The 14,032-nt window shown below is 70.5% G+C and carries 10 protein-coding genes and 4 tRNA genes; 5 read left to right on the top strand and 9 right to left on the bottom strand.

What is annotated here, in order from left to right; genetic code table 11:
- Window positions 1-160: 160 nt before the first annotated feature.
- Complete coding sequence (locus ACYF6T_RS20835) at window positions 161-1,264, bottom strand: Leu/Phe/Val dehydrogenase (RefSeq protein ID WP_461698299.1); 1,104 nt, start codon at window positions 1,262-1,264, stop codon at window positions 161-163.
- 221 nt (window positions 1,265-1,485) lie between these two features.
- On the opposite strand from ACYF6T_RS20835, the gene ACYF6T_RS20830 reads away from it, so the two are divergent.
- Both ACYF6T_RS20830 and bldC read left to right on the top strand, forming a co-directional pair.
- Window positions 1,486-2,328, top strand: a complete 843-nt coding sequence (locus ACYF6T_RS20830; protein ID WP_461698298.1) for a hypothetical protein — start codon at window positions 1,486-1,488, stop codon at window positions 2,326-2,328.
- A 536-nt stretch (window positions 2,329-2,864) separates the two neighbouring features.
- Window positions 2,865-3,071 (top strand): developmental transcriptional regulator BldC, encoded by a 207-nt coding sequence (gene bldC / locus ACYF6T_RS20825; protein WP_003949541.1) that lies wholly within the window; start codon window positions 2,865-2,867, stop codon window positions 3,069-3,071.
- Window positions 3,072-3,557: 486 nt separating this feature from the next.
- On the opposite strand, the gene ACYF6T_RS20820 is transcribed toward bldC, so the two are convergent.
- From ACYF6T_RS20820 to ACYF6T_RS20785, 8 genes are all read right to left on the bottom strand, one after another.
- Window positions 3,558-3,749: a DUF6274 family protein gene (locus tag ACYF6T_RS20820; protein ID WP_461698297.1), complete on the bottom strand. Its 192-nt coding sequence runs from the start codon at window positions 3,747-3,749 to the stop codon at window positions 3,558-3,560.
- A 212-nt stretch (window positions 3,750-3,961) separates the two neighbouring features.
- Window positions 3,962-4,036 (bottom strand) — tRNA-Asp (locus ACYF6T_RS20815).
- A gap of 94 nt (window positions 4,037-4,130) precedes the next feature.
- Complete coding sequence (gene hrpA / locus ACYF6T_RS20810) at window positions 4,131-8,084, bottom strand: ATP-dependent RNA helicase HrpA (RefSeq protein WP_461698296.1); 3,954 nt, start codon at window positions 8,082-8,084, stop codon at window positions 4,131-4,133.
- An 85-nt stretch (window positions 8,085-8,169) separates the two neighbouring features.
- Complete coding sequence (locus ACYF6T_RS20805) at window positions 8,170-8,553, bottom strand: hypothetical protein (protein WP_461698295.1); 384 nt, start codon at window positions 8,551-8,553, stop codon at window positions 8,170-8,172.
- A gap of 159 nt (window positions 8,554-8,712) precedes the next feature.
- A tRNA-Phe gene (locus tag ACYF6T_RS20800) sits at window positions 8,713-8,786 on the bottom strand.
- A gap of 25 nt (window positions 8,787-8,811) precedes the next feature.
- Window positions 8,812-8,886: transfer RNA gene (locus tag ACYF6T_RS20795), tRNA-Asp, on the bottom strand.
- Window positions 8,887-8,924: 38 nt separating this feature from the next.
- Window positions 8,925-8,997 (bottom strand) — tRNA-Glu (locus ACYF6T_RS20790).
- Window positions 8,998-9,077: 80 nt separating this feature from the next.
- Complete coding sequence (locus tag ACYF6T_RS20785) at window positions 9,078-10,649, bottom strand: metallophosphoesterase family protein (RefSeq protein ID WP_461698294.1); 1,572 nt, start codon at window positions 10,647-10,649, stop codon at window positions 9,078-9,080.
- A gap of 85 nt (window positions 10,650-10,734) precedes the next feature.
- Here ACYF6T_RS20785 and ACYF6T_RS20780 point away from each other — a divergent pair, with 85 nt between their 5' ends.
- From ACYF6T_RS20780 to ACYF6T_RS20770, 3 genes are all read left to right on the top strand, one after another.
- A complete protein-coding gene (locus ACYF6T_RS20780) occupies window positions 10,735-11,085 on the top strand; it encodes a metallopeptidase family protein (RefSeq protein WP_041819691.1) in 351 nt (116 codons plus the stop codon).
- 75 nt (window positions 11,086-11,160) lie between these two features.
- The gene (locus ACYF6T_RS20775) at window positions 11,161-11,685 is read left to right on the top strand and encodes a hypothetical protein (protein WP_461698293.1); all 525 of its coding nucleotides are present in this window, start codon (window positions 11,161-11,163) and stop codon (window positions 11,683-11,685) included.
- Between the two features lie 255 nt (window positions 11,686-11,940).
- Window positions 11,941-14,031: a DEAD/DEAH box helicase gene (locus ACYF6T_RS20770; RefSeq protein WP_461698292.1), complete on the top strand. Its 2,091-nt coding sequence runs from the start codon at window positions 11,941-11,943 to the stop codon at window positions 14,029-14,031.
- Window position 14,032: the final 1 nt, after the last annotated feature.

The raw sequence follows: 14,032 nt of genomic DNA, 5'->3' as shown, positions 1-14,032 counted from the left end.
CCCATACGGTACGTCGCCCGCAGCAGCCGCGTGTGCACAGGACCTTCGAGGCGCCCCGTCCTCGCTGGTCAACCGCGATTTTAACCACTTATCGGCGGTCGACCCGCCGACGAACGTGAGAGTTCTCTCTAAGTGCCCGTCGGCGGGTACCGGCCAAACCTCAGCGCGGGCCCTTCGCGGCCGCCTCGTGCATGCGCTGCTCGGCGATCCGGTCGGCCGCCGCGGCCGGTGGAATACCGTCCGCCTTCGCACGTGCGAATATGGCCAGCGTGGTGTCGAAGATCTTCGCCGCCTTCGCCTTGCACCGCTCGAAGTCGAAGCCGTGCAGCTCGTCGGCGACCTGGATGACACCGCCGGCGTTCACCACGTAGTCCGGCGCGTAGAGGATCCCGCGGTCGGCGAGGTCCTTCTCCACGCCCGGGTGGGCGAGCTGGTTGTTGGCCGCCCCGCAGACGATCTTCGCGGTCAGCGCGGGCACGGTGTCGTCGTTCAGGGCGCCGCCCAGCGCGCAGGGGGCGTAGATGTCGAGGCCCTCGACGCGGATCAGGGTCGCGGTGTCGGCGACGGCCGTGACGCCCTCCGGGTGCGCGGCGAGGATGCGGCCGACGGCCTCCTCGCGCACGTCGGTGATCACGACCTCCGCGCCCTCGTCCCGCAGGTGCTTGACCAGGTGGTGGCCGACCTTGCCGACGCCCGCGATGCCGACCCTGCGGCCGCGCAGCGACGGGTCGCCCCACAGGTGCTGGGCGCTGGCGCGCATGCCCTGGTAGACGCCGAAGGCGGTGAGCACCGAGGAGTCGCCGGCGCCGCCGTTCTCCGGGGAGCGCCCGGTCGTCCAGCGGCACTCGCGCGCGACGACGTCCATGTCGGCGACGTAGGTGCCGACGTCGCACGCGGTGACGTACCGCCCGCCGAGCGAGGCCACCATGCGCCCGTAGGCGAGCAGCAGCTCCTCGGTCTTGTCCCGCTCGGGGTCGCCGATGATCACCGCCTTGCCGCCGCCGTGGTCCAGCCCGGCCATGGCGTTCTTGTACGACATCCCGCGCGCGAGGTTGAGCGCGTCGGCGACGGCCTCCGCCTCGGTGGCGTACGGGTAGAAGCGGGTGCCCCCGAGCGCCGGGCCCAGGGCGGTGCTGTGGATGGCGATCACGGCCTTCAGGCCGCTCGCGCGGTCCTGGCAGAGCACGACTTGCTCATGTCCGCCCTGGTCCGAGTGGAACAGGGTGTGCAGTACATCAGCAGGTGCGCCGGTTACGTCGGTCACTGTGGTGACTCCTGAAGCAAGTAGCGGCGGGTGGATCAGCTCCCGTGTGGGTGGCGGGGGCTGTGAGCACGAATTTAGACCCTGGACGCCCCGCCATCCGCGCAGTGCTCAGGATCACCTACCACCGGGGTGGGGCCGTGCGACGATTTGGATAGATTTCCCGCGCGTTTGTCAGCGGGTTCCGCAGGTTTTCCCGGTGGTGGGCGGGGGAGGGAGCAGGCGTGCCCAAGGTGTCCTCGGTGATCGTCCCGTACGCGACGTACCTGCGTGTGTACGAGCCGCTGGCCGCCTTCCCCGAGCCCGAGCGCAGTCACTGGGCGCGTTACGCCCGCCGCCCGGACCGGCCCTCGTACCAGGACGAACTGCGCCGCTCCCTGGCCGACTTGCTGCCCACCCCGCCGATCCCGGTGCCGGTGCACGAGAGCAGCGACGCGTTCGTGCTCGACGTGGACGGCGTGGTCTGCGTCTGCCCCTGGCGCACCCGGCTGCGCGGCTGGCAGGCGCTGCGGGAGCTGCCCGAGGAGCTGCCGAAGCCGGTCCTGGACGCGGTGCTGCCGGAGGTCGTACGGCGCCAGGCCGCCCAGGACTACGACCGCTGGCTGGTGCGCAACCCGGATGCCCGCCCCTGGATCCGCACCTCGACCTGGCAGGTGCCGCTGCACTGGTTCGTGCTGGTGTCGGACGAGGAGCGGCGCTTCGACAAGGGCAGCGGCGAGATCCCGCCCATGCTGCGCTACCGCACGCCGATGGTGCAGGCCCGGCGCAGGGTGGCCCGGGCGCTGCGGGCGCTGAAGGACGCCCTCGACGAAGGGCCGCTGATCGAGGGCCTGGTGGACGTGGGGCGCTGGCTGGAGGAGTTCCACCCGCGCTCGCTGGTCGAGCTCGACTACGGCGGCCTGGTGCACACCCTGCCGGCCGGTGAGCTGGAGGACGACCACTCGGCGGCCGACGTGGCCGACGGCATCGAGGCCCTGCGCCAGGGCGACGGCGCGGCCGCGGGCGCCGCCTACGCCCGCCTGGTGGACCGCTGGCGCTCGGTCCGGGACCGGCGGTCGGCGAACTAGCCCCAGATCCGGGCGTAGGTAACGAACTGGCGTTTGACGTGACGCCCGTTTTGGGGTTTCGTCCTCCCCCTGAGGTATCTGAGGCGTCTTCAACATCGGACGTAGGTCACGTTACGGGCGTTCGCCTCAAGCGATGTGCAAGTGCTGTCAAGCGTGATGGACCGCACTTACACGGCCCTTGCGTCTCTTGCCCCTCCTCGTGCCAAAATAGGACAAGGAGTCCGGGGAGGACTCCGTCGCATTGCACGCTTTGGGGGGTCTGGTGACTCCTGATCGTCCTGTGACTGATCGTCACAGTGGCGTGACTGTCCGCTATGGGCTGGTCCATCGGCTTCCGCGGCTGATGACTACCTGGGAGGGCAATTCCATCGGTTTGGCCGACGCGGCTGGACAGATGGTGTAGTTGTAGTGCCGAGGACAAGCCGTTCGTCCTATAACCGACTCGACTCGCGTCCGCCATTTCGGGCAACGCGGGTCAAGGTGCAGAATTTAGAGGAAAGAACCGAGAAGGTTCGGTTCTCCCGAGGAGGCCGCTCATGACCGCTCGCACCCCTGATGCCGAGCCGCTGCTGACCCCGGCTGAGGTCGCCACCATGTTCCGCGTGGACCCGAAGACGGTCACGCGGTGGGCGAAGGCCGGAAAGCTCACTTCGATCCGCACGCTCGGCGGGCACCGCCGTTACCGCGAGGCCGAGGTCCGCGCTCTGCTCGCGGGCATCCCGCAGCAGCGCAGCGAGGCCTGAACAACTCCATAACCGGGCAAGACGGCAGGTCCCCCAACAACGTGCCGTGGCGTCCGGAACCTAGCTCCAAGCGACGCGGGTTCTGCCCCAACAGGGCCCACGCCCAAGCCCCTAGGGGCTTTCCAAGCAAGTGACAGGGTGCGTCGTCGATCGCGCTGGACTCCGCCGGGTCCAGCGCGATCTTTTTTGTGCGGGTCGCGAGGGCCGGCCGACCGGGCTGTGAGCGGGCTTGTCGGAGTCTGGGGAGGGCTGTCGGAACCCTGTGGAGGGGGCGCCGGGATGCCGCTCGGGGACGTGTCCGAGCTGGTGCAATTGCACATATTAAATTGACCTGTTGTAGGCCGGTTGTAAGTACCGCAGTTTCAGAAACTCATGCGGTGACACCCGTCACATCCCGGAGAGCTTGTCGCCTCCGGCGCAGGTGCGCTAAAGGGGGGCGTGAGCCCCAGCGTCCCACGGCGGTACGGGTGTTGGGGGCGGCGGTGCTCACGCGTCGGCGGGGCTCTCGTCCTCCACGGCCTCGTCCGGGCTCTCGGCGGCCCGCGGGGCGGAGTCCATCGCCAGCCGCAGGAGGTGGTGGCAGATCGGGCAGTGGCGGGTCAGATGCCCGTACGACGACGCGGCCGACAGGTGGGCGCGGAGCAGCGCCCGCGTTTCGTGCCTCGCCGTTGCCGCCATGCGCCACCTCCAGGGGGCCACGCGGGAACGGGCCCTGATTTCTGGGTACCGACCGAATGTGACGCCGTCAAGACGTACGGCTCGCGGGAGGCGCCGCTTCCGCACGCCACCGCCCCCTACCGGCCACCGGACGCCGGCACCCCGCAGCCCTCGCGCGGGCATGAAGAAGGCCCGCTCCCTCACGGGATGCGGGCCTCTTGCTGCCTTCTCTGCGGTCCTGACGGGATTTGAACCCGCGGCCTCCACCTTGACAGGGTGGCGAGCACTCCAAACTGCTCCACAGGACCAGGTTTCGCGGCGCTTGCTGGTGCGTTGCGCTGCGAGAAGAGACTGTACAGGAGGGGGAGCCGCTGGTCGAACTCACCCAGGGTGAACGGACCGTCACGGCGCCAGCGCGTCGATCGCCTTCACAATCCGCTTGTCGGAGACGGGGTACGCCGTGCCGAGAGCGTGGGCGAAATAGCTGACCCGCAGCTCCTCGATCATCCAGCGGACGTCGAGGACCTGCTGTGGCACCGGCCGCCCGCGCGGCATCTGCTCCAGCAGCCACGCGTACTCGTCCTGCATCTCGTGCACCTTCTCCATGCGCGTGGTGTCCCGCTGGACGTTCGTCGGCATCTGCTGCAACCGCCGGTCCGCCGCGACGAGGTAGCGCATCAGGTCGGGCAGCCGCCGCAACCCCGTGTCCGTCACGAAACCCGGCCGTACGAGCGCGTCCAGCTGCTTGCGGACGTCCTGGAGGTTCGGCAGCAGGGCAGGGCTCCGTACGGCCTTCAGACGGCGCTCACAGGCCTGCCAGGCGGCCAGCACCTGCTGCACCTGCCCCACCGCACGGACCGTCGTGTCGACGATCTCCGCGCGCACCTTGTCGTACAGCTTCCGGTACGACTCCTCGTCCCACGCCGGCCCCCCGAAGTCCCCGATCAGCTTGTCCGCCGCCGCCATCGCGCAGTCGTCGAACAGCGCCTGGACCGAGCCGTGCGGATTGGCGGACAGGGCGAGCTTCTGGGCGTTCGTGAGGCGGTCGCTCGCGAACTTCGCCGGGTTGACCGGGATGTTGCGCAGGATCAGGCGGCGGGTGCCCTTCCACATCGCCTCCGCCTGCTCCGCCTCCGTGTCGAAGAGGCGGACCGACACCGTGTCGCCGTCGTCCACCAGGGCCGGATACGCCTTCACCGGCTGGCCGGCCCGGCGCGTCTCGAAGACACGCGTGAGGGAACCGATCGTCCAGTCCGTCAGCCCCTTGCGCTCCAGCGACTCCCCGCCGGTCCGCTCGGCCGTCGCCGCCGCGGCCTGCGAGATCGCCTTGCGCGCCTTCGGCTTCAGCCGCAGCTTCAGCGCCTCCAGGTCCTTGTCCTCGCCCAGTTTGCGGCGCCGCTCGTCCACGATCCGGAACGTGACGCGCAGATGGTCCGGCACCTTCGACCAGTCGAAGTCCTCGGGCTCGAAGGGCACGCCGACCATGCGCTTCAGCTCGCGCGCCATCGTCACCGTCAACGGCTCCCGCAGAGGGACGGCCGTGTCGAGGAAGCGTTTGGCGAAGTTCGGCGCCGGCACGTAGTTGCGCCGGATCGGCTTGGGCAGGGAACGGATCAGCTCCGTCACCAACTCCTCGCGCAGACCCGGGATCTGCCAGTCGAAGCCCTCGTCCGTGACCTGGTTGAGCACCTGGAGCGGGATGTGGACGGTCACACCGTCGGCGTCCGCGCCCGGCTCGAACTGGTAGGTCACCCGGAACTTCAGCTGCCCCTGACGCCAGGAGTCCGGATAGTCGGCCTTGGTGACCGCCTCGGCCGACTCCCGGATCAGCATCTCCCGCTCGAAGTCCAGGAAGTCCGGCTGCTCGTGCCGCTTGCGCTTCCACCACGAGTCGAAGTGGGCGCCGGAGACGACGTGTTCGGGCACCCGGGCGTCGTAGAAGTCGAAGAGCGTCTCGTCGTCGACGACGATGTCCCGCCGCCGGGCGCGGTGTTCGAGCTCCTCGACCTCGCTCAGCAGCTTGCGGTTGTCGGCGAAGAACTTGTGGTGCGTGCGCCAGTCGCCCTCCACGAGCGCGTTGCGGATGAACAGCTCGCGCGAGGCCTCCGGGTCGATCCGGCCGTAGTTGACCTTCCGCTGGGCGACGATCGGGACGCCGTACAGCGTGACCTTCTCGTACGCCATCACGGCCGCCTGGTCCTTCTCCCAGTGCGGTTCGCTGTACGTCCGCTTCAGCAGGTGCCCGGCAAGCGGCTCCACCCACTCGGGCTCGATCTTCGCGTTGACCCGCGCCCACAGCCGCGAGGTCTCCACCAGCTCCGCCGACATCACGAACCGCGGCGGCTTCTTGAACAGCGCCGAGCCGGGGAAGATCGCGAACTTGGCGTTGCGGGCGCCCAGATACTCGTTCTTCGCGCCGTCCTTGACGTCCTTCATGCCGATGTGCGAAAGCAATCCGGCCAGCAGCGAGACGTGGATGCGGTCGGCGGGGGCGTCGTCCTCGTTGAGGTGGATGCCCATCTGCTTGGCGACCGTGCGCAGTTGGGTGTAGATGTCCTGCCACTCGCGGATGCGCAGGAAGTTGAGGTACTCCTGCTTGCACATGCGGCGGAAGGACGAGGACCCCCGCTCCTTCTGCTGCTCGCGGAGGTACCGCCACAGGTTGAGGTAGGCGAGGAAGTCGCTCGTCTCGTCCCTGAAACGGGCGTGCTGCTGGTCGGCCTGCGTCTGCTTCTCGGCCGGGCGCTCGCGCGGGTCCTGGATGGACAGGGCCGCGGCTATCACCATGACCTCGCGCACACAGCCGTTCTTGTCGGCCTCCAGCACCATGCGGGCCAGCCGCGGGTCCACCGGCAGCTGGGCCAGCTTGCGCCCGGTGTCCGTGAGGCGCTTGCGTACGTCCTTCTGCGCCGGGTCCAGCGCGCCCAGCTCCTGGAGGAGTTGGACACCGTCACGGATGTTGCGGTGGTCCGGCGGGTCGATGAAGGGGAACTTCTCGATGTCGCCGAGGCCGGCCGCGGTCATCTGCAGGATGACGGAGGCGAGGTTCGTGCGCAGGATCTCCGCGTCCGTGAACTCCGGCCGGGCGAGGAAGTCCTCCTCGCTGTACAGCCGGATGCAGATGCCGTCGGACGTACGGCCGCAGCGGCCCTTGCGCTGGTTGGCGCTGGCCTGGCTGATCGGCTCGATCGGCAGCCGCTGCACCTTCGTGCGGTGGCTGTAGCGGCTGATCCGGGCGAAGCCGGGGTCGATGACGTACCGGATGCCCGGGACCGTCAGGGAGGTCTCGGCGACGTTGGTCGCCAGAACGATCCTGCGCCCGCTGTGCGGCTGGAAGACGCGGTGCTGCTCGGCGTGCGAGAGCCGCGCGTACAGCGGGAGCACCTCCGTGAACCGGTACTTCCGCTTCTCCAGCGCGTCGGCGGTGTCCCGGATCTCCCGCTCACCCGACAGGAAGACGAGGATGTCCCCCGGCCCCTCGGCCTGCAGCTCCTCCACCGCGTCGCAGATTGCGGTGATCTGGTCGCGGTCGGCGTCGTCCGAGTCCTCTTCGAGCAGGGGCCGGTACCGCACCTCGACCGGATACGTCCGCCCGCTCACCTCGATGATCGGCGCGTCCCCGAAGTGCCGGGAGAAGCGCTCGGGATCGATGGTGGCCGAGGTGATGACGACCTTCAGATCGGGCCGGCGCGGCAGCAGCTGCGCCAGGTAGCCGAGCAGGAAGTCGATGTTCAGGGACCGCTCGTGGGCCTCGTCGATGATGATCGTGTCGTAGGCGCGCAGCTCGCGGTCGGTCTGGATCTCCGCGAGCAGGATGCCGTCCGTCATCAGCTTGATGAACGTGGCGTCCGGGTTCACCTGGTCGGTGAACCGCACCTTCCAGCCGACGGCCTCGCCCAGGGGCGTCCGCAACTCCTCGGCCACGCGCTCGGCGACCGTACGGGCGGCGATACGGCGGGGCTGGGTGTGCCCGATCATGCCGCGCACGCCGCGCCCCAGCTCCAGACAGATCTTGGGGATCTGCGTCGTCTTCCCGGACCCGGTCTCACCGGCGACGATGACGACCTGGTGATCGCGGATGGCGTCGGCGATCGCGTCCTTCTTCTGGCTGACGGGCAGCTGCTCGGGATAACCGACGGCGGGGACCCGCCCGCGCCGCTCGCTCATCCGCTCCTCGGCCCTGGCGACCTCCGCCTCGATCTCGGCGAGAACGGCGGCCCGGGCCTCCGGCTTACGGATCTTGCGCGCACCTTCGAGCCTGCGCCCGAGCCGGTGCGCGTCGCGCAGGGACAGCTCGGTCAGGCGGGGGGCGAGGGCGCCGAGGGCCGGGGTGGCGGGGGCAGGATGCGTAGACATACGCGATCCAGGATCTCATCCCCGGGAAATCCGTGGCGAACGATTTGTACCGGGCGCTCGCCGCGGAGGGTCACGTACCGGACGCCTACGACGTGTGCGGCTCCGGCGCACCGCCCGCGACGGGCTGCGCGGCCCCGGATCGCACGGGCTGGGCGGCCTGCGCGGGCTGTGCCTCCGGTGCCGCCGGCTGCTGCGGCCGGCGCTGCGCCCCGTCGCCCAGCGCGATGGACCGCGCCGTGTTGGACACGGCCTTGATCCCCAGATAGGCGGTGGTCATGCTGCTCACCGCGGTGAACGCGGCCGTGAGCACCCCGACGGTCACCGCCTTGTCGCCGTCGAGCCGCCAGATCCCGACGACCGCCACCACGACGATCGCGAGATTGCTGCCCACCACCGCGAGCAGCCCGTACCGCGCCCGCGCCAGTTCCAGCCCGTCCCCGTGCACGGTCTTCGCCGCGTCTCGTTTCATGATCCCCGCCCTGCGCTGAACCGCTCCGAGTGGCCGGCTGTCTTCCGCGAGCACTCATCCCGATGCCGAGCCGATTATCGATGGTGCCGGTCGTGCTCGGAAAGAGAACACCCCCTCCGGATGATCCCGGAGGGGGTGAGAGCCCGGTGAGGGCGACGGTGGCTGGGGCCGGGGTCGAACCGGCGACCTTCCGCTTTTCAGGCGGACGCTCGTACCAACTGAGCTACCCAGCCGTCAAGGCTCTTCGCAGAGCCTTTGCGGTCCTGACGGGATTTGAACCCGCGGCCTCCACCTTGACAGGGTGGCGAGCACTCCAAACTGCTCCACAGGACCAAGCGACTGCGTACGACAGTGTCGCACACCGTACTGCGTGCCCCCAACGGGATTCGAACCCGTGCTACCGCCTTGAAAGGGCGGCGTCCTAGGCCGCTAGACGATGAGGGCTATCGGCCCGCCTGGGCGCTTCTCAGCGCGTCGGGGACGTGAGAAGCATATGGGATGGCGGGAGGTATCGCCAAAACGGTTTACGGGGCGGAGGCGGAGGGCGTCGCGGTGGACGGTGTGGCGCCCGGCTTGTTCTCGTCCGGGAGGTGACGCGTGACCTCGGCGGTCGTCTCGCCGAGACCGCCCAGTTTGATCGCGTCCCAGGCCTGGAGGCGGCGGGTGTCGCGGTCGAAGTAGAGGATGGACGCCTCGATCGGCGCCGGGTACTTGTGCTCCAGCGCCCGCAGCCCGCTGCCGCCGGTGGAACCCTCCATGTGCAGCCGCGTGCCGTACTCGAGGATCTCGTCGCCCTCGTGGTGCAGGTGCCCGCACAGGACCAGCGGCGCCTCGCCGTCGACCTCGCGGGCGGCGGACGGTTCGTGGGCCATCGCCACGTCGACCGGCGTGCCCGCGGCCTTCTGGTCGCTCAGGGCGGAGGCGAGGCGGTCGCCGGCCAGCTGCTCCGACTCGTCGGCGCCGATCGCCTTGGAGCGGTCGGGGGTGAACTGGGGGTCGCCGATGCCCGCGAAGCGCAGTCCGGCGACGGTGACGGCGCGGCCGTCGTCGAGGACGCGGACGTTCTTCATGCGCTCCAGGTAGCGCTGGGTGGCGGCGGAGTCGTGGTTGCCGCGGACCCAGACGTACGGCGCTCCCAGGTCCGCGATCGGGTCCAGGAAGCCGTTCTCGGCGGCCGTGCCGTGGTCCATCGTGTCGCCGGTGTCGACGATGACGTTCACCTTGTACTGCTGCACGAGCGAGGCGATGATCTTCCAGCTCGCCGGGTTGAGGTGGATGTCGGAGACGTGCAGGACGCGGACGGTGGTGGGGTCCGGCTGGTAGGCGGGCAGCGTGGACGTGACGTCGTACAGCTTGGTCACGTTGGTGACCAGGCGCGCCAGCTCCTTCTGGTAGACGTCGAACTCGGTGACGATGTTGCGCGCGTTGCCGACCAGGGACGGGGCCGAGGAGAGCAGGCCGGAGTACTTCGGTTCCAGGACGGAGTCGGGGTTCCAGGTGGCGTAGGCGGAGGCGCCGGAGGCGACGAGGAGGGCAAGCGCGGTGGCGCCGGCGGCGAGGGCGCGGCGGGGCCGGCGGTAGACGGCGAGACCGAGGGCGGTGGCGCCGACGACGACGGCCACGCAGGAGCGTACGGCGAGGTCGAGGGTGCCGTGTTCGACGTCGCGGGCGACCTCGTCCTGCAGGCCGGAGAGGCGTTCGGGGTGGTCGACGAGGGCCTGGGCGCGGACCGGGTCGAGCTGGTCGACGTTGACGTCGAGGCGGACGGGGGCGTGGTGGGTGCTCAGCTCCAGCGCGCCGAGCGGCGAGACGTTGATCTTCGTGCCGCCGGAGACGGACGGGCGCAGGGTCATCGTCGTGTTCATGGGACCCACCGGGACGCGTACGTTCCCGACGACCAGCAGGCCGAGCCAGGCGCCCAGCAGCACGACGGCCACCAGCCCCAGGGCCCGCGCCCAGGGACGGCTCTGCGGCACCAGCTCCAGGGCCGGGCGCGAGCGGCGGGCGCGGTGGCGGCGGAGAAGGGTGCGGGGGGACTTGCGCAGACGGTTCACAACGGTCACGACGTTCACGGCGACGGCGGGGACGCGGGACATTGGTCCCGTATGCCCAAGTCCGGGGGCGGATATGCGAGAGAGTCGATGACTCTCGTACGGGCGCGCCGTGGCCGACAATGGGCCTGTGCTGGAGATGACGCGCGAGGAGTTCGAGGAACTGGTCGCCGAGGCGCTCGACCGGATCCCCCCGGAGCTGACGCGGCTGATGGACAACGTCGCGGTGTTCGTCGAGGACGAGCCGCCGGCGGACGACCCCGAGCTGCTCGGGCTCTACGAGGGCACTCCGCTGACGGACCGGGGCGAGTGGTACGCCGGGGTGCTGCCGGACCGCATCACCATCTACCGGGGCCCGACCCTGCGGATGTGCGACAGCCGGGAGGACGTGGTGGCGGAGACCGAGGTGACGGTGGTGCACGAGATCGCTCATCACTTCGGGATCGACGATGCCCGGCTGCATGCGCTCGGGTACGGGTGAGCGGGGCGCGTGTCTTCTTGTGGGCGAGTGGAGTTGGGCAGGTTGACTTCTTCGTCCGCCTCGGAGGTGGCTGCCGTGCGCCCCTTGAACGTACCCGTCCGTCTGGCTGCCACCGTCATGGCCGTCGCCGCTGCCGCCGGCTGTATGAGCGTGGGGGACGACGGGGCGGGCGGCAAGGCGAAGCCCTCGCACTCGGCGGGGCAGCGGGGTGGGGAGGCGCCCGACGGGGGGACCGCGGTGTCCGGGGGCGGGCGCGTGGGGGCCGGAGCGGCGGGCGACGACGGCAAGCGTGGGGGGAAGAAGGGCAAGGACGGGGAGTCGGCGTCCCCGTCGGCCTCCGCGTCCGCGAGCGCGTCCGCGCCGGCCGGGGGGAAGGCCGCCAAGCCCGGCCGCAGTGAGCAGCCCGGCGGGCCCGTGCCCAGTCAGGCGCAGCCGACGCCCACCCGGAGCGCCGACCCGCAGCCGACGGCCACGGTCGATCCGACGTCCGCCCCGCCGGAGCCGCCCCCGTCCGCCGAGCCCTCCTCCTCCGCCCACCAGGAGACGGGAGCCCAACTCACCGACCGCGAACCGGCCCCGGCGGCGGGGACACCGGCGTAGCGGCACGGCCGAGCCGGCCGGCTGCGGCCTTCGGGCCCCGGACGTGACGAGGGTCTCCAGGGCTTGGTTTGCCTTGGGGGGTGGAGGGTGCGTATGGTGGTAGATCGTTTGATCCCATTTGCCCGGCGCCACTGCAGAGCGCGCCGTGTGGCGCGTACTCTCCCTTGCCGTGGCGGACCGCATAGAGGCGGTCGATTGCGAATCACGGAGTTGACGGGCGCGTGCCGACGAGACTCCGGAAGGTTTCGCATACGCATGTCCATTTCCAGTTCCACCGACCAGGTCGTCGTGCCCGAGGGCACCGAGCAGGAGACCCCCGAGGTCACCTTCGCCGACCTCGGTCTCCCCGAGGGCGTCGTGCGCAAGCTCGCGCAGAACGGCGTCACCACCCCCTTCCCGATCCAGGCCGCGACCATCCCGGACGCCCTGGCCGGCAAGGACATCCTCGGCCGTGGCCGCACCGGCTCCGGCAAGACCCTCTCCTTCGGTCTGCCGACCCTGGCCCAGCTGGCCGGCGGTCACACGCAGAAGCACAAGCCGCGCGCCGTCATCCTCACGCCCACCCGTGAGCTCGCCATGCAGGTGGCCGACGCGCTCCAGCCCTACGGCGACGTCCTCGGCCTGAAGATGAAGGTCGTCTGCGGCGGTACGTCGATGGGCAACCAGATCTACGCCCTGGAGCGCGGCGTCGACATCCTCGTCGCCACCCCGGGCCGCCTGCGCGACATCATCAACCGCGGCGCCTGCTCCCTCGAGGACGTCCAGATCGCCGTCCTCGACGAGGCCGACCAGATGTCCGACCTGGGCTTCCTGCCCGAGGTGACGGAGCTGCTGGACCAGGTGCCGGCCGGCGGTCAGCGCATGCTCTTCTCCGCGACCATGGAGAACGAGATCAAGACCCTCGTCGACCGCTACCTGAACAACCCCGTCCACCACGAGGTGGACGCGGCCCAGGGCGCCGTCACGACGATGTCCCACCACATCCTGATCGTGAAGCCCAAGGACAAGGCGCCGGTCACCGCGGCCATCGCCTCCCGCAAGGGCCGCACCATCATCTTCGTCCGCACCCAGCTCGGCGCCGACCGCGTCGCCGAGCAGCTGCGCGACGCCGGTGTGAAGGCCGACGCGCTGCACGGCGGCATGACCCAGGGCGCCCGCACCCGGACCCTGGCCGACTTCAAGGACGGGTACGTCAACGTCCTCGTCGCCACCGACGTCGCCGCCCGCGGCATCCACGTCGACGGCATCGACCTCGTGCTGAACGTCGACCCGGCCGGCGACCACAAGGACTACCTGCACCGCGCGGGCCGCACGGCGCGGGCAGGCCGCACCGGTACGGTCGTCTCCCTCTCCCTGCCGCACCAGCGCCGCCAGATCTTCCGGCTGATGGAGGACGCGGGCGTCGACGCCTCGCGGCACATCATCAACTCGGGTACGGCCTTCGACCCGGAGGTCGCCGAGATCACCGGCGCCCGTTCGATGACCGAGGTCCAGGCCGAGTCCGCGGGCAACGCCGCCCAGCAGGCCGAGCGCGAGGTCGCCCACCTCACCAAGCAGCTGGAGCGGGCGCAGCGCCGCGCGACCGAGCTGCGCGAGGAGGCCGACCGGCTGGTCGCCCGGGTGGCCCGCGAACGCGGCGAGGACCCGGAAGCGGCGGTCGCCGAGGCGCAGGCCGCGGACGCCGGGACCGTCGCCGCGGTGGCGGCCGAGGTGTCCGTGCCCGAGCAGCCGGCCGCGCAGGACGTCGACCGGGCGGAGGCCGCGGCACAGGCGCCGGCGCAGGCGCCGTACGAGCGTCGGGAGCGGCGCGAGGAGCGCGGCGAGCGGGGTTCCTACGACCGTCGTGACGACCGTGGTGGCCGTTCCTTCGAGCGTCGTGACGACCGCGGTGGCTTCCGCCGTGACGACCGTGGTGGGCGTGGTTTCGAGCGTCGTGACGACCGTGGCGGCTTCCGTCGCGATGACCGTCGTGACGACCGGGGTGGCCGTTCCTTCGAGCGTCGTGACGACCGTGGCGGTCGTTCCTTCGAGCGTCGCGATGACCGTCCGGGCCGTTCCTTCGAGCGCCGTGACGACCGTGGTGGCCGTTCCTTCGACCGCCGCGACGACCGTGGTGGCCGTTCCTTCGAGCGCCGTGACGAGCGTCCGGGCCGTTCCTTCGAGCGCCGGGACGAGCGGGGCGGCCACCGTGGCAGCGACCGTCCGTTCAACCGCGACCGCCGCGACGACCGTCCCGGCTTCCGCACCGGCGGCCACGAGCGCCCGTACGGCCGCCGTGACGACCACCGCGGCGGCGGTTCCTTCGGCCGCCGTGACGACAAGCCGCGCTGGAAGCGCAACGGCTGAC

This window comes from Streptomyces sp. 7R007 (assembly GCF_054850255.1).
This window is presented reverse-complemented; position numbering and strand designations above follow the sequence as displayed.